The following is a 24,315-nucleotide window of genomic DNA, read 5'->3' on the forward strand; positions in this document are numbered from 1 at the left end:
ACACATAAAACATAGATTCATCGGTTTTATTTGAGTGTCAAAATCTATGTTTTTATCTGTTAAAATGATTATAATCGACGTAATAAGTTACTATAGCAAAACTTAATCATTAAAGATTAGAACTAAGCGCAGTAACAATTTCATTAAAAATATTATTTCCTTCTGCACTGGCAAGATAATCAGTTGCTGTCGTAACTAGAGATGTAATGTTATCAGGATCTATATTATCCATTTTAGATTGATCAAATGTAATTGTTGGCTCAAGTCGATAATATAATAATCCTGAATTTTTTAATCCTAATAATTGCAAATTTGATACTAACTGTACAGCTTCACCTATTATATTTACTATTGCACCATCCTTTTTTTCAATACCCGATAAATCAAATAATTCACTCACCATCCAGGGAACCTTTCCCCAATTTCCATTATTAGGATCCAATCCTCCTTCATCGGCTACGACCAATCCAGCTCCCGAAGGATAAATACCAGTTCCCAATGATACTAAAACTATATCGCTTAATGAAGTTGCTAATCCTGTTCTAAATGCTTCGCTAATAGCCCAAACAGCAGGATTATTAGACATGACACCTCCATCTAGCGCCCATCTTTCATTGGCTTGTGAATTTTCCCCAATACCTCCTCCTACATTGGCAACAGGAAAAAATGTTGGAGCAGCGCTTGTAGCTCTTGCTGCCTCCCATAATAGATAATCATCTGTCGAAGGCGAATTGGAAGCATCGTACCAATTAAATAAATAAGGACCGTAATCGCTCCCTTTTTGTGGATTTGTAATTGCCTCTCCACTACTATTAATAGTGTAGCTGGTTGTAAAAACGTGTTTTGTTCTTGCTCCCAGACTAGGATCTGTCATATTATTTTTAGCATCATTTAGAGTATAAGGATTATATATACTTCGTAAATAAGGCTCTATACCATTCCCTTTTCCATCATCTCCATAATAATGCGCTACTTCTATATCACCAAGCTTTTGGGGAACAAAAATTTTATCCCCATTATCCTGGTAAATACTTAATACATCCGATGCTGCCATAGGAAATTTATTATCTACTATAGGAGAGGTCAAAGCTGTAGCAATAATACCTCCTGTAGATGTGCCTCCTATAATATCAAATATCTGATAACAAGGCACATTATTCATCGCACTCTCTAGTTGTGAAAGAAAATAAGCGGGGATAATCCCTTTTATACCACCTCCATCAACTGCTAAAATTAAAATCTTGCTCATATCTTTTTATTTATAATTAAATATTTCACGAAATAAATAGTAAACTTTTTGATACTCAAAGCTATAAAATACTATCCAATACTGTCTAAGTAGAAATACCCTTTTAATTTATGCATCCCAGATTATAACAAAATATTTTTTTTTACATTTATAATTCAGTTTTTTAAGTGTTATGAAAAAAGAAGTTCCTTTGGATATAGTAGAGAAATGGCTTAAAGCTTGGTCTTTATCAAGAGAATTGCCTTTACCTATTAAATACAAATCGGGTTTTATGGTCGATGTAGGTTATGAAAATCAAAAAAGGCGCTATGTTTTTCAGGAACTTAATGATGACTTTATCCAATTATTAAAAACTATAGATGAACCAAACATCTTCTTAAAAGTTTGTACTTCTCCCAATGAATTAAAAGCTGTATTATCCAAAAAATGGATCATTCTGCCGCAAGGTTATATGATGGCTTGTTTTCACAAAATGGTTATTCCAAAAGATCATTTAAACGAAAAATACAAATTAGAATTCGAGAGCTATAACTCGACTTTTGTTGTTCGAATTGTTAGCCAAAATGGTGAACTAGCCTCAATAGGACGTGTTGTGCTTGTGGATGATCTGGCTATTTATGATAGAATTTCAACCGAAGCTAATCATCGTCGAAATGGTCTAGCGAGTTTCTTAATGAAAGAACTTGAAAAGATCGCTTTGGCAAATGGTGTTCATTATAATTTTCTTGTTGCCACAGAGGAGGGCAAACTATTTTACCAATCATTAGGCTGGGAACTTTACAGCCTTTATACCTCGGTTGTTATTAATTAAGCTGTAAAACCTACTTAACCTAAACAGCAAATTTAGCTTCAATACCGCTTCACCTTCAAAAATGTCCGTTTGCATTTTATTTTTTTAGATTTTAACTTTTTGTCCCACTACTTTCGTCACAGAAATTAATATTAATCTAAAAAAATTATGAAAAGAATGATCACATTTTATGTCAGTATACTTGTTTTTTTTCTAGCCATTCTCACCTCGCCAATTTTACGGGCACAGAATTCGCAAATCGAAATCTCGGGAATTAGATCGGAGAAAGGAAAAATTATACTGAACATTTTTAAAAACAATGATTCCTACGATAACGGAAAGGTTTTAAAAAAACTTGTTTTTGATAAAAAGGACATCATTAAAGGTAAAATGACTGTAACCTGCAACTTAGATCCCGGAATTTGTGGCATCACTCTAATAGATGATGAAAACGAAAATGGTGAAATCAATAAAAACTTACTTGGTATCCCGAAAGAAGGTTTTGGTTTTTCGAACTTCTTTATGGAAAAAATGAAGAAACCTTCCTTTAATGACTTCAAGGTAGACATAAAAAACCAAGACAATAAAATTAGTATCAAAGTAAAATACATGTAATCTTAAAAAGTAGAATTCAACAAAAATTAAAATTATGAAAACAATAAAAGTAAATAAATTTATCCATGCAACTATAATGGTTATAGCTGCTGTAGTGCTCTTATCATCTTGTGACAGCAATAATGTAGACCTCTTTAATACTTCTAAACTTAAAGTAGTAAATGCGGCTCCAAATTCGGGTTCTCAACGATTTATCATGGCAAACATTCCTTATATTAGTAAACTCAGTTATTTAGATAATTCCGTATCCTATCATGATGTAAGTTCGGGAAGCAATCTTGTTACGCAATATAGAGATCAGGATGATAATGATTTGTATGCCTCTGAGAAACTAAACCTAAGTGATAATAGAAACTATACGGTATATTTAACAGGGGAATCACGGGACGATGCAAAGGTTCGATTATTTCAGGATGATTTATCTGTTCCTGCAAGTGGGAAAGCCAAAGTTAAGTTTCTTCATTTAAGCGCCGGAGCACCAGCTTCGATAGATTTCACAGACTCTGACGGAAACAATATCACTACCAATTTAAATCGTTTTAATGAAAGCGGTTATATCGAAATCAATGCTGGCTCTTTATCTTTAAAAGCGCATGGAACGGGTCTTACTGAAAATCTTGCTACTTTGGCATCCAGTACATTTGATTCTGGGAAAATCTATTCGGTATATATAGCAGGTTCATCCGCATCTGGGTATACGATTAAACAAATTTCACATAATTAAAAAAATAGAGTATTAACTATATAACTATTGTAAATGTCATACCATTTATCACATATAGTTTAAACTTAAAGAGTATTAAAAGAGGCTGTATCCATCTTTCTTAAAATGAACACAGCCTCTTACATTATATAATATTTTATTATTTTACTGCTGTAGCTTCAAGCTCCACTTTTAATGTCTCAAAAAGACTTTTTACTTCCAGCAAAGTCACAGTAGGCTTAATATCATGCTTAGCTATCCAGTCCTGAAGAATATGAAAATGAGGCCAAAGCTCTGCTGTAGAAGTTGTATAGATATTTAATCTAACAATACCACTACGATCATAACCTGCCTGAGAGATAACTAACTCCAGGTTTTTTATAGTTTCAATAAGTTGCGTTTCCATGTCTTCGTTACTCGATATACCATCGGCACTTATAGCCGTTTGTCCCGAAACATACAACGTACTTTCTACATTTTTTACTTCTACAGCTTGCACATAACTGCGTATATCCTGCCACTCCCAAGGATTAATGATTCTTTTTTCCATTTTATTAGTTTTTTTATTTTGTGCCAATACAGGCATAGTAGCAATTAATAGTAATGCTAAAAGTTTTGTCATTTTTTTCATAATTGCAGTTTTAAATTCACACTACAAAATTGAAAAAACCACCTGAAATTGGGTCTTGACATATCTCACGAATATATTGTGAGATATATCACACTAACGGGAAAATCGGCTCAAAGTTTCGCGGGAAACACCTAGATAAGCAGCAAGAAGGCTTTTGGGTACACGCTGGATAAGTGAAGGAGATCGCTTAAGAAGTTGTTCGTAACGCTCTTGCGCGCTGGACGTTAACAAAGATATTATACGACGTTGTGATCCTAGAAAACCAAAATTTGATTTTTCAAGAAAGAAACGTTCCATTTTTTGGAGACCGTCGCATAGTTTTCTATAATCTTCGAATGAAAGACAGAACACAACAGTATCTTCAAGACATTCCAGCGACAATGTAGCTTTACTCTGCGTGTAAAAAGCATAATAATCACTTTCCCACCATTCTTCCATAGCAAAAGAAACAATGTGTTGCTTTTCCATATCATCCGTATATACAAGCTTTAAAAGTCCCGAAGCCACAAAGTGAGAATACTTAACCTCTTCACCTACCTGAATAAGAAATTGATGTTTCTTAAACTTTTTAACGGTAAAATGCGACCATACAAATGCAAATTCGTCATCGTTAAGCGGTATTATTTTTTCTATATGTTGCCTTAGTTTTTCCTGCATATATTAAGAAGTGGATAAGATTTCAAAATTACCTAAATTTTCGATAATCATTACTTGGTTAATCAAAATAAAAAGTTCTTTCTAAGCGATTCTAAGCATTATAAATCTGGCTTATTTTTTTCGCCACGAATTTCTCTAATTTAAATCTTTGGGGTGAATTTTGTCGATATTAAAAGAATTTTCCTGCTATCGTTTCGTTTACATATCCATTAAAAATTAGTTATAAAATATAACCAACTGTTATATTCTATGACAATTTGAACATATCTTAAAACGTACATGAACAATCCACAACGTAGTAAACAACACCTATGTTTACACAAGTGCATAAAAAAATAATCTATTTAACTAAATAGCTATTAACGGAAAAATTGAAATCAAATATTAATTTGATATTTGTGTTTGCATCAAAACTCTAGTCCTCGAGAGTCTGAAATTATAAGCAGTGGTAGGTCTCCTGACTTATTCCCATTTTAATCAGCCTTCCCACATTTAAAAAAAATGCAGTGGCAAAAGATTAGATTTTGAAGGCTTAAAAAGCATCAAATCTGTTAAAATGTAGCATGGAATTTACAGTAACGGGCTTGCTCAGGATTTTCACCTGATTCCCTCTTCGTTAACTACAATCGAAAAAATGTAGCTAAACCATTGCAGCCGTAAATATAAATAAACTCTTTATGTTTACTCGCTTTTATTTGCAGAAAAAACATTTTAAACTACCATAACAAAAAAATGAGTTGAAATATTTATAACAAATACGGCAACTCATTTTTTATCTATGTGTAAATTTTAATTATGCTTTTTGAAGAAACTGTCTTAAAACATATTGTAATATTCCACCATTCCTGTAATATTCAATTTCTATTTTGGAATCCAGTCTTGCAATTACAGTAAACTCTATTTTTTCACCATTATCTTTTACTGCAATAACATTAATTTCTTTGAGCGGTTTTATATCCTTAGCAATTCCAGAAATCGAAAAACTTTCTTTTCCTGTAAGCCCCAAGCTTGCTGCATTTTCTCCATTCTTGTACTGCAAAGGCAATACTCCCATACCCACGAGGTTGCTTCTGTGTATTCTTTCATAACTCTCGGCAAGTACTGCTTTTACACCAAGAAGAAAAGTTCCTTTGGCAGCCCAGTCTCTTGATGAACCACTACCATATTCTTTTCCTGCCAATACAAGCAAAGGTGTTTTGGTCTCTTTGTATTTTACCGAAGCCTCATAAACGCTCATTTCTTCGCCTGTAGGTTTATACTTTGTATATCCACCTTCCTTATCTGCCAAAGCATTTTTAATACGTACATTTGCAAATGTTCCTCTTATCATTACCTCATCGTGACCACGACGTGATCCATACGAGTTAAAATCTACTTTCTCTACACCACGACTTAATAAATACTTTCCTGCTGCCGAATTTTCGCCATAAGACCCCGCAGGCGAAATATGATCGGTGGTAATACTATCTCCCAAAAACAATAACACATTCGCATTTTTTATATCTTGTAATGCTTCGGGTTCATCTGGTAAATTCTTAAAGAAAGGAGCTTCTTTTATATATGTTGATTTATCATCCCACTCGTATATTTTCTCTTTCGGGATTTCAAGTTTTTTCCATATATCGTTGCCATCAAATAAAGTTGCATAGCTTTTCTCATACTGTTTAGGCGACAATACTTCGCTTAAAACCTTATTAATTTCATCATTTGTAGGCCATATATCTTTAAGATAAACAGGTAATTGGTTGGGATCATAACTAACAGGTTCGTTCATTATATCAAAATCAACACGACCTGCAAGCGCAAATACAACAACTAACATCGGCGACATTAAAAAGTTCATTTTTATCTGCGGATGTATCCTTGCCTCAAAATTTCTATTTCCCGATAATACCGATGCAAGAACGAGATCATGATCATCTATTGCTTTTGCAATATGTGCTGGCAGTGGTCCTGAGTTTCCTATACATGAAGTGCAACCATAACCTACCACATGAAATTTAAGTGCTTCGAGGTCTCCCAATAAATCTGCTTTTGTTAAATAGTCTGTAACTACTTTGGATCCTGGTGCCAATGATGTTTTTACCCAAGGTTTAATATCAAGTCCTCTTTCTCTGGCTTTTTTTGCCACAAGTCCCGCACCAATCATCACATAAGGATTTGAAGTATTCGTACAAGAAGTAATTGCAGCTATTGCAACAGCACCATCCGACAGCATGAATTGTTCTGAACCTACAGTTACAGCAACCATCTTCATACCATCTTTTACTTTTTCTTCAATTTTAGTATCCGATGGCATCGGTGCTTTGGTTTGCGCAGGTTGCGAACTACCGCCTTCGGCAAACCAGCGTGTCATTTGATCTTGTGGTTTAGAATACTTTCTTCCAAAACCTTTATCAAGTATATCTACAAAAGTTGGTGCAAGATTTTTAAGTAATATTTTATCCTGAGGTCTTTTTGGACCTGCAATTGTAGGCTCTATAGTCGAAAGATCAAGCTCCAGAACATCTGTATAAGTAATCGTTTCTTTTCCTGTACGCCATAAAAGGTTGGCTTTACAATAATCTTCTACCAACTGTAACTGATCCTCAGAACGGTTACTTAGGCGCATATATTCCAAAGTCTTATCATCAATAGGGAAATAAGTAACAGTACAACCAAATTCGGGAGACATATTACCGATAGTTGCTCGGTCGGGAACACTAAGACTGTCAAGACCTGGACCAAAAACCTCAACAAATTTACCTACTACTCCATATTTTCGAAGTAATTCGGCTATGGTAAGTACCATATCTGTAGATGTAGAGCCTAGCGGAATCCTTCCTGTAAGCTTAAGTCCAATTACCTCTGGCATGATAAAATAAATAGGTTGTCCTAAGATAGCAGCTTCGGCTTCGATACCACCTACACCCCATGCAATAACACCTATACCGTTTACCATCGGTGTGTGACTATCGGTTCCTACCAGCGTATCGGGAAAAACTTCGCCATTACGTTCAATTACACCTTTCGAAAGATATTCCAGATTAACCTGATGGCAGATTCCCATACCCGGAGGAACGACACTAAAATTACTGAACGATTGTTGCGCCCATTTTAAAAACTGATAGCGCTCGCCATTGCGTTTATATTCTTCATCCATATTACGTGAATAGGAATATTCGGTACCAAAATAATCTACCTGCACCGAGTGGTCAATTACAAGATCTACCGGTATAAGGGGATTTATTTCATCTGGATTTTTACCTCTTCTGGCTACTTCTGCCCTTAAAGAAGCAATATCTACAACTGCAGGAACACCTGTAAAATCCTGCATAAGAACCCGTGCAGGCTTAAATGGAATATCTTTATCCGAAGCTTCGGGTTTCCAGTTAAGAAGGGTTTCTACATTTTCTCTCGTAATAGCAAAATCATCAAAATTACGTAACGCATTCTCTAAAAGTATTCTAATTGAGAACGGCATTTTCTCTATATCGAAACCCTGATTTTTCATTTCAACCAGACTATAATAAGAAAATGTTCCGTTTTTGGTATTCAAAAGTCTCTTAATGTTATAAATGTCATTTTGCATAGCAGTGAAATTTTGTTTTACAATTAATAGTTACCTTTTTTAATAAGCAACAATGATCCTGAAACTCAAATAAAGGTAAGCAATTTCAATCTTTTTCTACATAAGGGGCATATTATAAAAATCATAAAACTTTTCTATATTCAAAATTATAAGCCAAATTCAGTTATTTAAAACCTATAGTTTATTAGGCAAAAAAGTGAATTATTTTTTTTCTAAATCATATCAAGAAATGTGAGTTCCGTTTAAGCTAAAAAAAAGGAGGAATCAAATATTGATTCCTCCTGGATACTTAAAATTATGTTCTCAACTATAATTCAAAACTTATATGATGAATTAAGTTTTATTCTAAACCTTTATATTTCGCAAGCTACTTTATCTATTTTCTTTTCAGATAAACCTCGAGTTAGCCATCCACTTTTATTTGCTGTAATAATTGCATAAGGAGTAATCCAGAATAAGCTGAAAGTATAAAAAATACTATAAGAATATGCCCAGAATGCATCGGCCAAACTATATCTTTTAGCATAAAATAAAACTGGAAAACTAGATACAATTAGTATGCTTAAAAGTGTAGAACCTAAAAATAACAACGGGTGTATTACTATAAAAAACAACATAAATATCAAGAAAGGAAAAGCCATAACAATTTTTAGCGATTGGTTTACGAATAAAAGTCTCGCGCCAAATTTAGATTCATTTCTAAAATCCTTGAAAACATATTTTGCCATCATAATATTCTCACGCACATTACTTCTACCCCATCTTATAAACATTTTATACAGACCAGTATATTCTTCAGGCACATTCGTAAGTACGTAAGCATTTCTTTGAAACAATACATGATATCCTTGTTTCAATATCATATTTGTCATTGCACGGTCTTCGCCAATGTCTGATGGTTCACCCATAAAAGTTTGATTAATCCATTCCGAAAGACACTCAAATACAGCAGTATTACGATAAGCTGCAGCAGCACCTGGAGTACACAATACAGAACCCAACATACTTTCGGCAGAACGCATGAATTCAAAACTCATTACGAAACTTACGTTCAACATTTTAGGAAGTATTGCTTTTTTATTATTCAGAACGTGAACGTTTCCGGCAACAGCACCACATTTTTCATCAACAACAAATGGACTAACCAGATTTCTTAAAGTATCTGGTTTTACTATTGAATCACTGTCTACAGTTACAAAAATTTCACCTGTAGCCAATTCAAATCCACGGTAAAGCGCATGACGTTTTCCTTTATTCACTGGTTGCTGATATATAGACAAACGATCACCCAATTTTATTTTTGCTTGTTGCATCCAGTACCAAGTATCATCTTTACTACCATCATCGATAGCAAGAATCTGTAATTTTTGCTCTGGATAATCGCTATCTGCGAGGCTCAATAAAGTATCCCAAACTAGTTTGCCCTCATTATATGCGGGAACAATAACTGTACAAGTAGGCAATAAATCATCGGTAACCGATGGAATCGGCTTGTAACGTAAATACAAGAACAAATTATATAGAAAAACGCCTGTCTGGAAAACGAATAATATAGCCGTTAAAACAAGAAATGGAAAACCCCAAGTAGAATTTATCCTTTCTATATGAAACTGATCAAAATCTGATTGCAATTTGTAAACTAAAAAAGCTCCTGCAATCATTGCTATAAAAGTACCGATAAGGACAATAAACCCTAATGGACTTGAAGGTCTGTCGACTACTTTTTTTGATGATTTACTATTAATACGAAAAATGGAACGACTTAAAGAATCTTCGATACTGCGTGTATTATCGTTTAAAGAATATAATTGTTTTGAAATAATTGTTTCCGTTTTCATGCTTGTATTACTATTGAATTTCTATTTTAAAGGCTTTTATCTAAAATCTGTTCCTTCGCCTAATCCATTTCTAATTAAAAAAATTGTCGGTAGGAATTGATAACTTCCCAATTAGCAAGCCTTGTGCCAATATGGCTTTTAATAGATATTAAGGTAATTAGGGTTGTTTTTGTGTATACGTAGTGTGTATTTTTTATACACTACGTATACATTTTACACAACCAATAGTTGTTTTTTCGAACTTATTAAAACGATTCTTAACCCTATGATATCCTTTGTAATCACAAGATAAAAATGCGAATCCAGCCCTTTATAAGAATGATTATTTGCGATTTTTTATCATTAAATCCATCAATAATTTAACTTATTCAATCTCAAAACGAGAATTATTTCATATTTTAGCAAGATAACCCCCCAATAAAAACTTATGAGAAATCCCTACAATCTTTCATCAAAACCTATTCTTCGGGAAAAGAAGAAAACGATGAGAAAAGACATTTTTTTTCCCATCACAACAAAATTTATCATTACTCTAATCTTCATTTTTTCAATTCCAAAAACAGTAGTATCACAGGTCATTACGAACTCCTATACTACAAATCAAGTATTCACTGTCCCCATTGGGGTAACTTCGCTTAAAGTAGAATGCTGGGGCGGAGGCGGAAAAGGGAGTAATATTATAAATGCAGTCGATACCGGCGGCGGTGGCGGCGGTGGAGCATATGCCACTTCCCTAATATGCGTAACACCCGGAGAAGCTTATAATATTGCAATAGGATCCGGAGGTACAGGAACAACAGCCAATGGAGGAGATTCTTATTTTGGAAATGCAGCGCTTGTCATGGCAAAAGGCGGTTCTGGTTTAACAGAGAATATAATTACTGCTGCTCCCGGAGGACTAGCCTCAGCATCTGTAGGACAAACGAAATACTCGGGAGGTAACGGGAGCCCCAGATCATCTTATACAATTATAATTGCTTTAGCCTACCGCTCTGGTGCTGGCGGTGGTGGTGCCGGAAGCATTGGCGCTGGTAACAATGCTGTAGAAACTACCGCTGGAGCTGCAAGGGTAGATAATGGAGGAACTGGAGGAACTGGTACCGATGGGGGTTTACTTAGCCTATTAGGAGGTTTCAATGGTAATCCCGGAAGTAATTATGGCGGCGGCGGAAGTGGTGCTGGAAGAGGTTTACTCCTAGCTCAACAATTTTATACGGGAGGAAATGGTGCTCCTGGTTTAGTACGAATCAGTTACGAGCAATACGCATGTCAAGCAACACTAGAAACAACCTGGAATGGCTCAGCATGGTCCAATGGTGATCCGCAAGGCTGCAAAAAAGCAATTATCAACGGAGATTATAATACAACAACCAATGGTAGTTTTACAGCTTGTTCTTGCCAGGTAAATGCTGGAAAAAAATTGACTGTTGGAAACGCAATAAATACTGATTATGTAAATGTTTATAATCAATTGGAAAATAATGGTACAGTAATTATCAATAACAATGCAAGTCTTGTTCAGCAATATAGCGTTAAGAATAATTCTGGAAATATTTCTATCCATCGCCATACGCAACCCATGTACCGGTTCGATTATACTTACTGGTCATCTCCAGTAACCTACGATTCCAACTTCACATTAAATAACCTAGTTCCCAATACCTTACCCGATAAATACCATTCCTGGAATGCTATAACCCAGTCATGGGACGTAAACATGAATGGTACAGAAATTATGATTCCCGGGAAAGGATATATCATCAGGGCGCCATATACTTTTTCGTGGGATCCCTCAGAAGTTGTTCCTTATGAAGATGGCATCTTTATAGGTAAACCAAATAATGGAACCATCAATTATAATATTATGGGAAGTACTGCAGAAGATAAATGGAATTTAGTCGGAAATCCTTATCCCTCTGCAATCGATATTGAACAGTTTTTATTATTAAACAATACAAAACTTGATGGTACTGCATACTTATGGACGCATAATTCTCCAATAAGTGCTACTGGAAATTATACCGCTTCCGATTATGCTGCTTATAATTTTACTGGTGCTATACGAACTGCAAACAAGATGGATAATACCACTCTTATAACTAAAACGCCAACGAAATACTTTGCGTCTGGACAATCTTTTCTTGTAAGAGGAATTTCCAATGGTGCGGCTACAATAACTTTTAGCAACGCTATGCGTGTGAATAATTTCAACCATCTATTTTTTAAACCCAATAAAGCTAATTCTGCAGAGGATGGAGCAACCGCAGAAAAAAACCGTATTTGGTTGAATCTTACAAATAATGAAGGTGCTTTTAACCAAACTCTCATTGGTTATATTGAAAATGCAACAAATGAGATTGACTGGGGATATGATGGAGATTTCTTTGGTGGAAATTATGTTTCTTTCTACTCTATTGCAGATACCAGGGAATTAAGCATACAAGGTCGCGCATTACCGTTTAATAATGAAGATATTGTTCCTTTAGGTTATAAAACAACATTAATAGGAGATTTAAAAATAGGTATCGATAATCTGGATGGCTTAATGAGTAACAAGGCTATTTATCTCGAAGATAAAGTACTCAACATTATCCATGATCTCAGAGTATCCGATTATACCTTTACAACAATAGAAGGAACTTTTAATGATCGTTTTGTCCTTAGGTACACTAACAAAACGCTGAATATTCCAAAAACTGGAAATCCTGAAAATTGTATTGTTTATAAAAATGACAGCCAACATATCGTAGTTAATTCCGGTGTTTCTGATATCAAACAAATAAAAATTTACGATATCTCAGGAAAATTAATTTATGAAACAAAAAATGTAAACGGAACCATCGCAAACATAGAAAACCTACCTCCTATTAATCAGGTTTTACTAGTTAATGTTCTAACTGCTGAAGGACTGGATTATACCAATAAAATTATTTTTTAAATAACTATTGCTAAAAAAGGCACTTTCTTTTATTATAACAGATCCCATAAAGACCTCCAAAATCATATGACTCTGGAGGTTTTATTATTAATACTCGAGGTTTCTTATTTAGCAGGATTAAAATTCCGATACAATAATTTCGCTTGTAGGAACACTGATCGTTATTTTTTTTCCAAGCCAGTCGATAGGTACAATTCCGTCGTAAATCAAACCATCGACAAACTGTGTTTTAACATTTTTAACTGCAACTTTATCAGTATTAGCAATTGCAATACTACCTAATTCAGCTTTATACATTACGTTTTCATGTCCTTCCTTCATTTCGCTTTTCCTGACTATTTTCTCTACTTTTAAGGTGTCTTTAGGGTCAATATTCAATACAGGCATGTAACGTGAATTTACCCTATAAACGTCTTTTCCTGCACCACTGTCCAAAACAAGCTGCGCTTTTTGTATCCCATTAATCATTGCATAACAAGATATTCCCAATGAAACTCCTCTGGTATTAGTAATCTGGATAGGAATTATAGCTTTTGCTGATTTCTTAATAGATGCAAAGTCTTTTTTATTCTCTATTACCAAAACATTTTTATTGTAATCCAGTGTAACTATAGCATCTTCAAAATTTTTAAGTGATAAAATCCCATCAATATCTCCCCAGTTAAGATCCAGATAGGTAATCCCAGGATTACTATATTTAAATGAGCCTATGATTAATTCCTTTGCGCTGTAAAGTTGTAAATCGATACGATCTCCTGTAGCTCTAAAACCTGTAAAAAAAGTGTTATCGGTAGTTGTTCCTTTTAGCTTGTCAAAATAGTTTTTTGTTACAAGGTTGAGTCCCGCGCCTGTATCGAAAATAAATTTTCCTTTTACACCATCAATCTCCGCATTAATCATCATATGTCCACCTGTGGAAACAGTAAAAGGTACAACCTGCTGAGCATTACCAAAAAAATTAAAAACACTAAAAACGATAATTACAAAAAAAAATTTCATCAAAATATCTTATTAATTAAACTTCAATATTCTAAATAATTAGATTCAGAATAATTTATGGCACTAAAATAATATATTTTAAGTAATACAAAATAAATAACTTCTTAATCATAGATTAATTTTAAGAAATATAAATCATTCAAACTTCACCAAACTTTTCTTTATACCGGTTAAGTTCAACTTCTGTTCTTTCCAATAGTTTTTCCAAAAGCATAATTTTATCTTCATAAAGTTTTTTTAAAGCTGTACTATTATTATCTGTACTACTTAAAATGTTCCCATTATTATTTCTGTTTATTTTATTAAAATATTTTTGACTATCAAAACTTATAACATCTTCTACACTAACCTCTAAAATATTTGCGATCTCTACTAATTTCACATAAGTGAGAACGGTTTTTCCTTTTTCAATTTTACTATAGCCTGCTTGTGTTACTCCTAGTTGATTTGCCATGTATTCTTGAGTATAATTTTTCAACTCTCTTATGCTTTTGATCTGATTTTTTATAGAAGGGGCCATATATTTTCTTGGGGGATCTATAACATAACAAACCCCTAATAATTTTAGTATTACATCTATACATTTTAATTATAATGTTTAGATTCCATAAGTAATTGGCAAATGTAGTTTATCACTATTTTTTTTTATTTGTAATATTGTAACCATAAATTATAGCAACACATATAAAAGCTAAATCGTAATTTGAGATTTCTAACAAAAACATCTACTAAATTTAAAAAGGTTATGCACTTTTATGTACTATTAGATTGAATTTCAGACTTAAGTACTGATCAATTTGTTTACTGATTGTACGCTTGTCTAAAGCTTTGATTTTAATTTTGATCTCTTTTTTATAAATATCCCTCACAATAACATAATATTCAAATTCGGAAGAATCATGAAATCTTAAGATAATGATTACAGCATAAAATAGTATTGTGGGAAGTATATAATGCAATTCTATGAGGTTCGAGAAAAGCATACAGTAGTAGGCAAAAACTGTAACTATAATAAAAGCGCCATTTTCAAGAAGATATTTCTTCTTCTTTTTTAGTATTCCTAACTCCACTATCTCATCAATAGCATATTTCCATCGTTTTGATTTATAGTGAAATTCGACATTGTCATTGGTAAGGTTTATGAACATAATAATCAATAGTTATTTATAGAAACAAGACAATCTATTTTATTGAAATTTCACAATAAAACAGATTAGTTGTTAAAATTAATTTGGGGCGTTAAACAAAAACTTAAAATCCTAAAAGGTTAAAAGCAATTGTTTATCTAGCAATATTACATATTATACCTTTTTGTCCCCTATCCTTACAATCATAGAATATAACTATATGTTATAATTAATTCCCTAAAAGGATTATTTTGCATCTTTCGTTCATTATTTAACATTACTCCTAATAAAAATAGCCGCCTGATTATACCACATCGGTTTCATTTTATAGTGCAAAAAATCTTTAATTAGAAATTAGTCTTCTATTTTACTTATTTTTTATTTCCGTTTTTGTAGGTGAAATTCACGTAATTATGTTAAATTAGGGTTTCTTAAAAACCAAATGCTAACAATGAAATCAACTACTTTAAAAAACAAGCTTATCATTGCCTTCACAGGACTTTTTCTGTGCTTTTTTCTAGTGATACATCTATTGGGCAACTTACAACTTTTTTTACCCGAAGACCAGGCAAGAGAACAATTCAATTGGTATTCCAATGCATTGTCCGGTAATATACTTATCAAGATTATCTCCTGGGTACTTTACTTATCATTAATAGGTCATGCCGTTTATGCCCTAATTATAACCACCAAAAACAATACTGCAAATGGAAAAAATTATCATTACGATAAAAGAAATTTTTCCAGTGCATGGAACAGCCGTAATATGGGAATCCTGGGAACTATATTGCTTATATTCCTTATAATTCACTTTAAGGATTTCTGGTATACTTATAAATTTACCAATCTTCCTGTCGATGCAGCTGGTCACAAAGATCTATACGAGGTTGTTGTACAATCCTATTCGCAATTGTGGTATGTAATATTATATGAAATCTCTTTTATAGCATTAGGATTCCATCTTTTACATGGCTTTTTTAGTGCATCAAGAACACTTGGTCTTTATCATCCAAAATATGTAAAAGCCATAAAAATATTCGGATGGGGATATACCCTAATCATCACAGCAGGCTTCATGGCGATTCCGCTTTATATTCATTTTAAATAATATGAAAATGTTAGATTCAAAAATACCAGAAGGTCTTTTGGCCGATAAATGGAATAATTATAAAGCTAAAGCAAAACTTGTAAATCCTGCTAATAGAAAAAAACTACATGTTATTGTTGTGGGAACAGGACTTGCAGGAGCTTCATGCGCTGCATCATTGGCAGAGCAGGGATATAATGTACAATCATTTTGTTTTCAGGATTCAGCAAGGAGAGCACACTCTGTAGCGGCACAAGGAGGTGTAAATGCAGCCAAAAACTATAAAAATGATGGAGACAGCATTTTTAGAATGTTCTACGATACCATAAAAGGAGGTGATTTTAGATCTCGCGAGGCTAATGTATATCGACTAGCCGAATGTTCTGCTAGTTTAATCGATCAATCTGTTGCTCAGGGAGTGCCATTTGCGAGAGAATATGGTGGCTATCTTAATAACAGGTCTTTTGGTGGTGTACAAGTATCCAGAACTTTTTATGCTCGTGGGCAAACGGGTCAGCAGCTTTTATTAGGAGCATATCAATCACTTCTCCGACAAGTTAACACGGGGAAAGTTACCATGCATACGCGCCACGAAATGCTTGAACTTGTCTTGGTCGATGGAAAAGCCAAAGGCATAATAGCCCGTAATCTGGAAACGGGAGCTCTGGAACGCCATGCTGCCGATGTGGTAGTTCTTGCTACAGGAGGCTATGGAAAAGTGTATTACCTCTCTACATTGGCTATGGGCTGCAATAGTTCGGCGATATGGCGAGCACATAAAAAAGGAGCCTATATGGCAGGTGTAAGCTGGATTCAGTTTCATCCTACCTGCCTACCGCAACATGGAGAAAATCAATCCAAACTCACGCTTATGTCTGAATCTCTTCGAAATGATGGACGTATCTGGGTACCAAAAAAAGTTGGTGATGATAGAAAACCTAATTCCATTCCCGAAGAAGAACGCGACTATTATCTCGAGCGTCGCTATCCCGCCTTTGGAAATCTTGCTCCCAGAGATATTTCTTCACGTGCGGCCAAAGAACGAATTGATGCCGGATATGGAGCGGGTCCGATGAAAAATGCGGTTTATCTTGACTTCTCTGATGCAATCGCCGCTCAAGGCAAAAAAAATATAGAGGCAAAATATAGCAACCTCTTTGCCATGTATGAAAAAATCAACGGAATTGATGCCTATAAAGAACCAATGCTCATCTCTCCAGCAGCACATTTTACAATGGGTGGACTCTGGGTCGATTATGAATTAATGACGACCATTCCCGGGCTTTTTGCTCTTGGAGAAGCTAATTTTTCGGATCATGGAGCCAATAGACTTGGTGCAAATTCCTTACTACAAGCCTGTGTTGATGGTTATTATATAGCGCCTTACACAATTCCTAATTATCTGGCAGGAGAATTAAAAACACCTAAAATTAGTACTGACCATCCCGCTTTTGCGGAAGCAGAAAAATCTGTGAGAGAGCAACTAAATAGATTCTTGGAAAGTAAAGGAACGCTTTCTGCCGATTATTTCCATAAAACGATAGGAAGATTGCTTTATGAAAAATGCGGATTATCCAGAACCAAAGAAAATCTCAAAGAAGCGATTCTCGATATTCAATCCTTAAAAGCATCCTTTGAAAAAGACCTATTAATAACTGGTGACGATACCTTAAATAGCGAATTGGAAAAAGCAGGACGCATAGCCGATTATATCGAATTGGCAGAACTTATGTGTCATGATGCCTTACAAAGAGAAGAATCCTGCGGAGCACACTTTAGAGAAGAATACCAAACCAGTGATGGAGAAGCCGTGCGAAACGATTCCGATTTTTGTTATGTGTCTGCCTGGGAATGGAAAGGAAAAAAACAATCGCCTAAGCTACATAAAGAACAGTTGACATTTAAATCTGTTGAACTTGCAGTACGAAGCTATAAATAATTTAAATCCAAAAAAATCATGAAACTATATCTTAAAATATGGCGACAATTAAATACATCCTCCAAAGGAGAAATGGTAGATTATGAAATAGATGGCGTTACTGAACATATGTCTTTTTTGGAAATGCTCGATCTTTTAAATGAATCATTGGTACAACTCCACGAGCGAGTTATAGAATTTGACCATGATTGTAGAGAAGGTATTTGTGGACAATGTGGAATAATGATTAATGGCAGAGCACATGGACCATTGAAACATACCACTACTTGCCAGCTTCATATGAGAAGTTTTAAAGACGGAGATACCATATATATTGAGCCTTTTCGTGCGACTGCATTTCCTGTATTACGTGATTTAAAAATTGACCGAACTGCTTTCGATGCTATTATCGCCTCTGGTGGTTACATTGGAGCATCAACCGGTCAAGCTCCAGAAGCCAATAGTATTCCAATATCCTATGAAACTGTTGAAGCTTCATTTGATGCAGCCGCCTGTATTGGTTGTGGTGCCTGTGTTGCAACGTGCAAAAATTCAAGTGCAGCATTATTTGTCGGTGCAAAAATAACACACCTTGCATTGCTTCCACAAGGAAAAATTGAGGCATCCAAAAGAGTGCTAACAATGGTCAATCAAATGGATATGGAAGGATTTGGTAGTTGTACTAATACAGAAGCATGCGAAGCAGAATGTCCACAAGGTATATCGGTACTATCAATTGCAAAAATGAATTATGAGTACAATAAGGCTTTAATATTCAAGAAATAGTATTTTATATAAAATTTTGTTTTTAACCATATAAGTTATTTAAGTTAAACCCTTCTCTTAAGGACTTACATAACTTATATGGCTCCCTTATTTCCTAAACAAAACTTAAAAATTACATCTATCATAAAACTATTCCCGTTTTTAAATGTAATACTGGTCTATTTTTCTAAATTTGAGGACCATAAATACATGATTTACATTATGCTTCACAAAAGAAAATCTATTTGTCTATTATCCTTACTAACGGTATTATTTTTTTCGCCACTCGCCTACTCACAAACTACTACTACTGCTGCCAAAACAGAAAGTCGTGGTAAATTATTTGATGATGCCAGTAATACCGATAGTGATTATCTTATGGCTATCGAAAAAGCCGGAGAGGTATTACAAACTGCCTATAATGACGCTGATTTTGACGGTAGCACCTATCACCTATTCTCAGAAATTGACAGAACGCAACAGAAACTAGACCTGATTCTTGCAAATTTACAAGGTGCTAATCCCAATGTGCGTAACCAACAAATGTATCGTATTGTTCTGGAAGAGATTAGTAAGGAACTAACCGACCAAAATAATGCGATTAATTTACGCAACAAAAATCTTGAGAAAATTAAAGGCAGATTTATTGAGCTACGCAAAGACAAAGCCTTAATCACCCTTTTAAAAGATACTATACTCCGCAAACAATTTAATAAAGAATTCCTTAATCTTAAGAAAACCTATCTAAGTACAGATAGTCTTATGAACCACAATAGTGAGATTCTAAATACAAAAAAGAGATTTACAGTACAAAGAAGAATTGCCGTATCGAGTGCACTTTTATCTGTAGAAAAAAAACTGGAAAAATCCGGCATAAGCATTCTTGGCAAAGAGTATCCTTTTTTATGGAATACAAACGATACTATTGCTAAAAAACAATTAGCACAAACTATCCAGGGAAAAGTTGCTATAGAAAAAAGTGTAGCAACTTATTATCTAAATTATAGTATAGGTGGATTAATCTCTTTGGTACTCTTTATGGGACTACTATATTGGTATATATCCCGCAATTTAAAATACTTAAAAGTTAATAATCACTATCATAATCTTTCCCTTTTTAACTTTAAATACCTTAATAGTCGTATCATACTTCCTATAACGGTAATAGGTCTTAATATTGCTATAGTTAGTAATTTATATGCTCCAGCATTGTTTATAGAACTAATACAATTAATCCTGCTTGTGGTACTCAGTATTTTATTTAAAGACAACTGGTCTAAAGAATCCATACGAAACTGGTTTCTCCTTGTAGCATTATTTTCTGTACTTTGTTTCCTTGATTTATTTATCGGTATTGGCTTAATCCAACGTTGCGCTTTTATCCTAATTAATATTTTAGGAATTCGTTATGGCTTAGTCCAGCTTAAGAGTATAAAAGAGCAATTATATATTAAAGGCTTCTTTAAATGGGCGAGTATTATTTTCTTAGGACTTAATATCCTGGCTATCCTTTTTAACCTTTTCGGAAGAGTATCACTTTCAAACATGCTTAGTCTAACAGCTTTTATAGCCCTTACTCAAATTATTGCACTAAGTGTATTATTAAAAATCATTCTGGAAATCATTCTTTTACAAATATATACTACAAGAATAAAGCGAGGTTTGGAAACAATTTTTGATCATGAAAGTTTATCCGATACACTAAAAAAGCCTTTTATTCTCGTGATTAGTTATATGTGGATTGTTGTAATTGCATCAAATTTAAATATTTGGGAATCATTAAATTCCTCTTTTAAAACTATACTTAACCACCCAAATACTATTGGTAGCATAACATTTACTCTGGGTAATATAATGCTGTTTTTTATCATAATCTGGATAGCGCATCTTCTTCAAAAATATGTTGCCTACTTTTTTGGTGAAGTTGATGATGAGAATGAAGAAAATGTCAATAAACGTCAGCATTCCAAATTATTGATTACTCGTCTTGTTGTATTAATTGGAGGATATCTACTGGCTGTGGCAGCTTCGGGAATGCCATTGGACAAACTTAGTATTCTATTAGGTGCTCTGGGTGTTGGTGTTGGACTTGGATTACAAAACATCGTAAGCAACTTTGTATCGGGTATTATTTTAATATTTGATAAACCAATACAAATTGGCGATGTAATAGAAATTAGTTCGCAATCGGGTCGTGTAAAATCTATGGGATTACGTACAACAAAAATCAATGCACCAAACGGAGCCGAAATCATCATTCCTAATGGTAATTTATTATCTCAAAGCATTACGAACTGGACTTATACAGATAATTTTAAACTTGTAGAAATTTCCTTTGATGTAGTTGGCGATATTATACCGGATGATATTAATTTAATAGTAATAGAAGCGCTGGAAAGTCAACCATTGGTAAATAACTCACGAACTCCCCAAATCTATTTTACCGCAATATCCGATGGGAATTATAAATTATTGGTAAAGTTCTGGTGTAGCATTTACCGCACGGAAGAAACTATTAGTAGTGCACGCCAAGTGTTATTCACTAGCTTTAAAGCCAAAAACATAACCTTCTCTACATAACAACAAAGATTAAAAAGGAATGCGGATGACGCAGATTTGCTAAGGCGAAAACACAGATCCCGAAGTTTCGGAATCCGTGTCTTTACTTTTGTAAATCCGCATCATCCGCTTTCCTTTTCTAAAAACAATCCTATTCAGCTCTTTATCAAAATCTTAACCATGTTTTATTGAAATTTGTGGCAAAAAGAAATTATTCATTATGTGTTAAAGTTTTATTTTTCACACTAAAACAATACTTTATTTAGACTTAATACAAATAATGTTTTTATATTTGCGCGCTTTACCACGTACTAATTTTAAAACATATTTAATGAAATTTCTAATATCTGCTTTTACTTTTCTTGTAATAAGCTCATTATCTTGTTATTCACAAACATCAGGAAAAATTACTGGTCGCATTACTTTAATAAATGGACAGGCAGCTGAATCGGCTTCTGTATCTATAGTTGAAAATAATAAATACACCCTCACCACAGAAGATGGAAATTATACGTTTTCGGATCTTATTCCGGGGAAATATACCATCCGAATCCAAATGCTTGGAGCTGCTCAAAAAGACATTATTGTAGAACTTACTACAGGCCAGAGTGCAACAGCAAATTACCAACTGGAAAAAGAAAACATACAAGCATTGCAAGAAGTAACAGTAGCAAATAATACAAACAAATTCTCTAAAAAAGAAAGTGTATACTCAGCAAGACTTCCGCTTAAAAACCTTGAAAATCCACAAGTATATTCTATAGTTCCAAAGGAATTAATTATAGAACAAATGGCTGTAGATTTAGGAAGTATAGCCAAGAACGTACCAGGTTCGGGGATCCCGATGATCGCAAATCAAGGTCGTGTTACTTTTAGATCAAGAGGTTTTGAAACTGAACCAATGGTAAGAAATGGAGTTGCAGGTTTCTCCTACTCCTCTATCGACCCTGCAAATCTAGAACGCATTGAAGCAATCAAAGGGCCATCGGCAACCTTATTTGGTACTAATTTATCTAGTTATGGTGGTTTATATAATCGTGTTACCAAAAAACCTTATAACGGTTTTGGTGGAGAAGTTTCTCTATATGCCGGAAGCTGGGATTTTAATCGAATAACTTTTGATGTCAATACTCCTGTTAACGCAGATAAAACGGTATTGTTTCGCCTTAACGGTGCTAATACATTCGAAAGAAGTTTTCAAGACATAGGTTTCACCAAAAGTTTAAGTTTTGCACCAAGTTTTTCTTATCAAATTAATGACAGACTTTCTTTGTTATTTGATTTAGAATTTGGAAAAGCAAAAGGAACTTCTGTTTTACGATTTAATCCTTGGACCAAAAGTAAAAAAACGGAAAGTATAGCCGATATGAACTTCCCTTACAAACAGTTGTTTGGAAGTAATGACCTTGCTTACGAAACCGAGATGATGAATATATTTGTTCAGTTTAATTATAAAATATCCGAACAATGGACTTCACAATCTATCCTTTCCCGTTCCAGAACTTCTATTGATGGATATATCTCTGCTCTAAACGGAACTTCTGATACTACTTTAAAAGCTCTTGTTATGAGAGGATACACATCATTTATTGCAACTGATATCCAACAAAACTTTACTGGGGATTTTAAAATAGGTTCGCACAGAAACCGATTAGTTGTTGGTTTAGATTACTATAATAATGCTAACACATTTGACAGAGTTCACATTACTGGTCCGGAAGTTGATTTTACCAATCCGTCTGCAACATCTAAAATTAACAGAGCCACAATCGATGACTTGGCTTCGACAGGTGTAAAACGTGCAGAGAATAATGGAGACAACAGTTATGCTGTTTATGCTTCGGATGTATTTAATGTTACCGATAAACTATTAACGATGGTGAGTTTACGTTTAGATCGTTTTGAGAGTGAAGGAGTAACTTCTATGGCAACAGGCGAGAATAAAGGAAAATATGGACAAACTGCATTGTCTCCTAAACTGGGAGTTGTGTATGAAGTATTTGAAGATAAGCTATCTGTTTTTAGCAACTATATGAACAGTTTTACTAATAAAACAGGTACAGATGCAGCAGGAGATGTTTTTAAACCTGAAGAAGCAAATCAATGGGAAATCGGACTTAAAGGAGATCTTTTTAATCATAAACTAGTGGGTACCATCAGTTATTATGATATTCAAGTAAAAGACATGGTTCGTACTGACCCAAACGATGTAAACTACATGATTCAAAACGGGGCGCAATCAAGTAAAGGTTTTGAAGTAGAACTTACTGCTAATCCATTTACAGGATTCAATATCATTGCCGGTTATGCATATAATGATAGCAAAATGACTCATGCAGATGCCTCAATAGAAGGTCTGCGACCTGCACTTTCTGGTCCGGATAAGATGGTAAACTTATGGATGAGTTATAAATTTCAAGAAGGAAAACTAAAAGGTTTTGGTGCTGGTTTTGGAGGTAATTATGGTAGTTCTTCTTTCCAAACAAATACTACAACCAGAAAAGTAATTATACCATCTTACACCATATTGGATGCAACTGTGTTTTATGACATGGGACGTTTTAGAATTGGTTTAAAAGCCGATAATATAACGAGTGAGAAGGCATGGTCTGTACGTCTTACTCCTCAAGCTCCATTGCGTTTTATGGGGAATGTAAGTTTCAAATTCTAAATAAAAAAAGAATAAGGCTTTAGCCAAAATATATTGTCATTTTGGTTAAAGCCTTATTTATTATAATGATAAAATTGAGGAGAAACTTTGTGACCTTTGCGTAAACCTTTTCGACCTTTGCGGTTAATTTTTTGCCACAGATTAAAAAGATTAAAAGGATTTCACAGCTTTGCGACCTTTGCGTAAATCTTAGCGCC

General features: G+C 34.1%; 17 protein-coding genes and 1 riboswitch. Of the genes, 9 read left to right on the forward strand and 8 right to left on the reverse strand.

Annotated elements, in window-relative coordinates; genetic code table 11:
• Nucleotides 1-109 precede the first annotated feature (109 nt).
• Nucleotides 110-1,249, reverse strand: a complete 1,140-nt coding sequence (locus OIU83_RS09550) for a patatin-like phospholipase family protein (RefSeq protein ID WP_264206028.1) — start codon at nucleotides 1,247-1,249, stop codon at nucleotides 110-112.
• A gap of 172 nt (nucleotides 1,250-1,421) precedes the next feature.
• On the opposite strand from OIU83_RS09550, the gene OIU83_RS09555 reads away from it, so the two are divergent.
• The 3 genes from OIU83_RS09555 (at nucleotide 1,422) to OIU83_RS09565 (ending at nucleotide 3,378) form a co-directional block, all read left to right on the forward strand.
• The gene (locus OIU83_RS09555) at nucleotides 1,422-2,060 is read left to right on the forward strand and encodes a GNAT family N-acetyltransferase (protein ID WP_264206029.1); all 639 of its coding nucleotides are present in this window, start codon (nucleotides 1,422-1,424) and stop codon (nucleotides 2,058-2,060) included.
• Between the two features lie 147 nt (nucleotides 2,061-2,207).
• Nucleotides 2,208-2,654: a DUF2141 domain-containing protein gene (locus OIU83_RS09560; protein WP_264206030.1), complete on the forward strand. Its 447-nt coding sequence runs from the start codon at nucleotides 2,208-2,210 to the stop codon at nucleotides 2,652-2,654.
• A gap of 34 nt (nucleotides 2,655-2,688) precedes the next feature.
• Nucleotides 2,689-3,378: a DUF4397 domain-containing protein gene (locus OIU83_RS09565; protein ID WP_264206031.1), complete on the forward strand. Its 690-nt coding sequence runs from the start codon at nucleotides 2,689-2,691 to the stop codon at nucleotides 3,376-3,378.
• A gap of 139 nt (nucleotides 3,379-3,517) precedes the next feature.
• Here the strand turns inward: OIU83_RS09565 and OIU83_RS09570 are convergent, their stop codons facing one another.
• The 4 genes from OIU83_RS09570 to OIU83_RS09585 all read right to left on the reverse strand — a co-directional run bounded on the left by OIU83_RS09570 (nucleotide 3,518) and on the right by OIU83_RS09585 (nucleotide 10,054).
• Complete coding sequence (locus tag OIU83_RS09570; protein WP_264206046.1) at nucleotides 3,518-3,907, reverse strand: RidA family protein; 390 nt, start codon at nucleotides 3,905-3,907, stop codon at nucleotides 3,518-3,520.
• Between the two features lie 174 nt (nucleotides 3,908-4,081).
• Nucleotides 4,082-4,645 carry a Crp/Fnr family transcriptional regulator gene (locus OIU83_RS09575; protein ID WP_264206032.1) on the reverse strand — a complete coding sequence of 188 codons (564 nt, stop codon included), beginning with the start codon at nucleotides 4,643-4,645 and terminating at the stop codon, nucleotides 4,082-4,084.
• A 430-nt stretch (nucleotides 4,646-5,075) separates the two neighbouring features.
• Nucleotides 5,076-5,310, reverse strand: a riboswitch (cobalamin riboswitch).
• 128 nt (nucleotides 5,311-5,438) lie between these two features.
• Nucleotides 5,439-8,216, reverse strand: a complete 2,778-nt coding sequence (acnA, locus tag OIU83_RS09580; RefSeq protein WP_264206033.1) for an aconitate hydratase AcnA — start codon at nucleotides 8,214-8,216, stop codon at nucleotides 5,439-5,441.
• A 353-nt stretch (nucleotides 8,217-8,569) separates the two neighbouring features.
• On the reverse strand, nucleotides 8,570-10,054 hold the full coding sequence (locus OIU83_RS09585) for a glycosyltransferase (protein WP_264206034.1): 1,485 nt from the start codon (nucleotides 10,052-10,054) through the stop codon (nucleotides 8,570-8,572).
• Nucleotides 10,055-10,481: 427 nt separating this feature from the next.
• On the opposite strand from OIU83_RS09585, the gene OIU83_RS09590 reads away from it, so the two are divergent.
• Nucleotides 10,482-12,992, forward strand: a complete 2,511-nt coding sequence (locus OIU83_RS09590; protein ID WP_264206035.1) for a glycine-rich domain-containing protein — start codon at nucleotides 10,482-10,484, stop codon at nucleotides 12,990-12,992.
• 117 nt (nucleotides 12,993-13,109) lie between these two features.
• Here the strand turns inward: OIU83_RS09590 and OIU83_RS09595 are convergent, their stop codons facing one another.
• The 3 genes from OIU83_RS09595 to OIU83_RS09605 form a co-directional block, all read right to left on the reverse strand.
• A complete protein-coding gene (locus OIU83_RS09595; protein ID WP_264206036.1) occupies nucleotides 13,110-13,991 on the reverse strand; it encodes a retropepsin-like aspartic protease in 882 nt (293 codons plus the stop codon).
• Nucleotides 13,992-14,130: 139 nt separating this feature from the next.
• On the reverse strand, nucleotides 14,131-14,511 hold the full coding sequence (locus OIU83_RS09600; RefSeq protein WP_264206037.1) for a helix-turn-helix transcriptional regulator: 381 nt from the start codon (nucleotides 14,509-14,511) through the stop codon (nucleotides 14,131-14,133).
• A gap of 223 nt (nucleotides 14,512-14,734) precedes the next feature.
• Nucleotides 14,735-15,139, reverse strand: a complete 405-nt coding sequence (locus tag OIU83_RS09605; RefSeq protein ID WP_264206038.1) for a hypothetical protein — start codon at nucleotides 15,137-15,139, stop codon at nucleotides 14,735-14,737.
• A gap of 430 nt (nucleotides 15,140-15,569) precedes the next feature.
• Here OIU83_RS09605 and OIU83_RS09610 point away from each other — a divergent pair, with 430 nt between their 5' ends.
• The 5 genes from OIU83_RS09610 to OIU83_RS09630 all read left to right on the forward strand — a co-directional run bounded on the left by OIU83_RS09610 (nucleotide 15,570) and on the right by OIU83_RS09630 (nucleotide 24,118).
• Nucleotides 15,570-16,226, forward strand: a complete 657-nt coding sequence (locus OIU83_RS09610) for a succinate dehydrogenase cytochrome b subunit (protein WP_264206039.1) — start codon at nucleotides 15,570-15,572, stop codon at nucleotides 16,224-16,226.
• Between the two features lie 7 nt (nucleotides 16,227-16,233).
• A complete protein-coding gene (locus OIU83_RS09615; protein ID WP_404827676.1) occupies nucleotides 16,234-18,144 on the forward strand; it encodes a fumarate reductase/succinate dehydrogenase flavoprotein subunit in 1,911 nt (636 codons plus the stop codon).
• An 18-nt stretch (nucleotides 18,145-18,162) separates the two neighbouring features.
• Complete coding sequence (locus OIU83_RS09620; RefSeq protein WP_264206041.1) at nucleotides 18,163-18,909, forward strand: succinate dehydrogenase/fumarate reductase iron-sulfur subunit; 747 nt, start codon at nucleotides 18,163-18,165, stop codon at nucleotides 18,907-18,909.
• A gap of 201 nt (nucleotides 18,910-19,110) precedes the next feature.
• Entirely contained in the window at nucleotides 19,111-21,468 is a 2,358-nt protein-coding gene (locus OIU83_RS09625; protein ID WP_264206042.1) for a mechanosensitive ion channel family protein, read from the forward strand.
• Between the two features lie 310 nt (nucleotides 21,469-21,778).
• Entirely contained in the window at nucleotides 21,779-24,118 is a 2,340-nt protein-coding gene (locus OIU83_RS09630) for a TonB-dependent receptor (protein WP_264206043.1), read from the forward strand.
• Nucleotides 24,119-24,315 lie beyond the last annotated feature (197 nt).

Source organism: Flavobacterium shii (assembly GCF_025847235.1).
GTDB classification, from domain to species: domain Bacteria; phylum Bacteroidota; class Bacteroidia; order Flavobacteriales; family Flavobacteriaceae; genus Flavobacterium; species Flavobacterium shii.

Coding starts and splice junctions, on each gene's coding strand:
- OIU83_RS09610 (WP_264206039.1), top strand. CDS start 15,570: ATGAAATCAACTACTTTAAAAAACAAGCTTATCATTGCCTTCACAGGA.
- OIU83_RS09585 (WP_264206034.1), bottom strand. CDS start 10,054: ATGAAAACGGAAACAATTATTTCAAAACAATTATATTCTTTAAACGAT.
- OIU83_RS09570 (WP_264206046.1), bottom strand. CDS start 3,907: ATGGAAAAAAGAATCATTAATCCTTGGGAGTGGCAGGATATACGCAGT.
- OIU83_RS09625 (WP_264206042.1), top strand. CDS start 19,111: ATGCTTCACAAAAGAAAATCTATTTGTCTATTATCCTTACTAACGGTA.
- OIU83_RS09620 (WP_264206041.1), top strand. CDS start 18,163: ATGAAACTATATCTTAAAATATGGCGACAATTAAATACATCCTCCAAA.
- OIU83_RS09600 (WP_264206037.1), bottom strand. CDS start 14,511: ATGGCCCCTTCTATAAAAAATCAGATCAAAAGCATAAGAGAGTTGAAA.
- OIU83_RS09605 (WP_264206038.1), bottom strand. CDS start 15,139: ATGTTCATAAACCTTACCAATGACAATGTCGAATTTCACTATAAATCA.
- OIU83_RS09550 (WP_264206028.1), bottom strand. CDS start 1,249: ATGAGCAAGATTTTAATTTTAGCAGTTGATGGAGGTGGTATAAAAGGG.
- OIU83_RS09575 (WP_264206032.1), bottom strand. CDS start 4,645: ATGCAGGAAAAACTAAGGCAACATATAGAAAAAATAATACCGCTTAAC.
- OIU83_RS09630 (WP_264206043.1), top strand. CDS start 21,779: ATGAAATTTCTAATATCTGCTTTTACTTTTCTTGTAATAAGCTCATTA.
- OIU83_RS09615 (WP_404827676.1), top strand. CDS start 16,234: ATGTTAGATTCAAAAATACCAGAAGGTCTTTTGGCCGATAAATGGAAT.
- OIU83_RS09565 (WP_264206031.1), top strand. CDS start 2,689: ATGAAAACAATAAAAGTAAATAAATTTATCCATGCAACTATAATGGTT.
- OIU83_RS09555 (WP_264206029.1), top strand. CDS start 1,422: ATGAAAAAAGAAGTTCCTTTGGATATAGTAGAGAAATGGCTTAAAGCT.
- acnA (WP_264206033.1), bottom strand. CDS start 8,216: ATGCAAAATGACATTTATAACATTAAGAGACTTTTGAATACCAAAAAC.
- OIU83_RS09590 (WP_264206035.1), top strand. CDS start 10,482: ATGAGAAATCCCTACAATCTTTCATCAAAACCTATTCTTCGGGAAAAG.
- OIU83_RS09560 (WP_264206030.1), top strand. CDS start 2,208: ATGAAAAGAATGATCACATTTTATGTCAGTATACTTGTTTTTTTTCTA.
- OIU83_RS09595 (WP_264206036.1), bottom strand. CDS start 13,991: ATGAAATTTTTTTTTGTAATTATCGTTTTTAGTGTTTTTAATTTTTTT.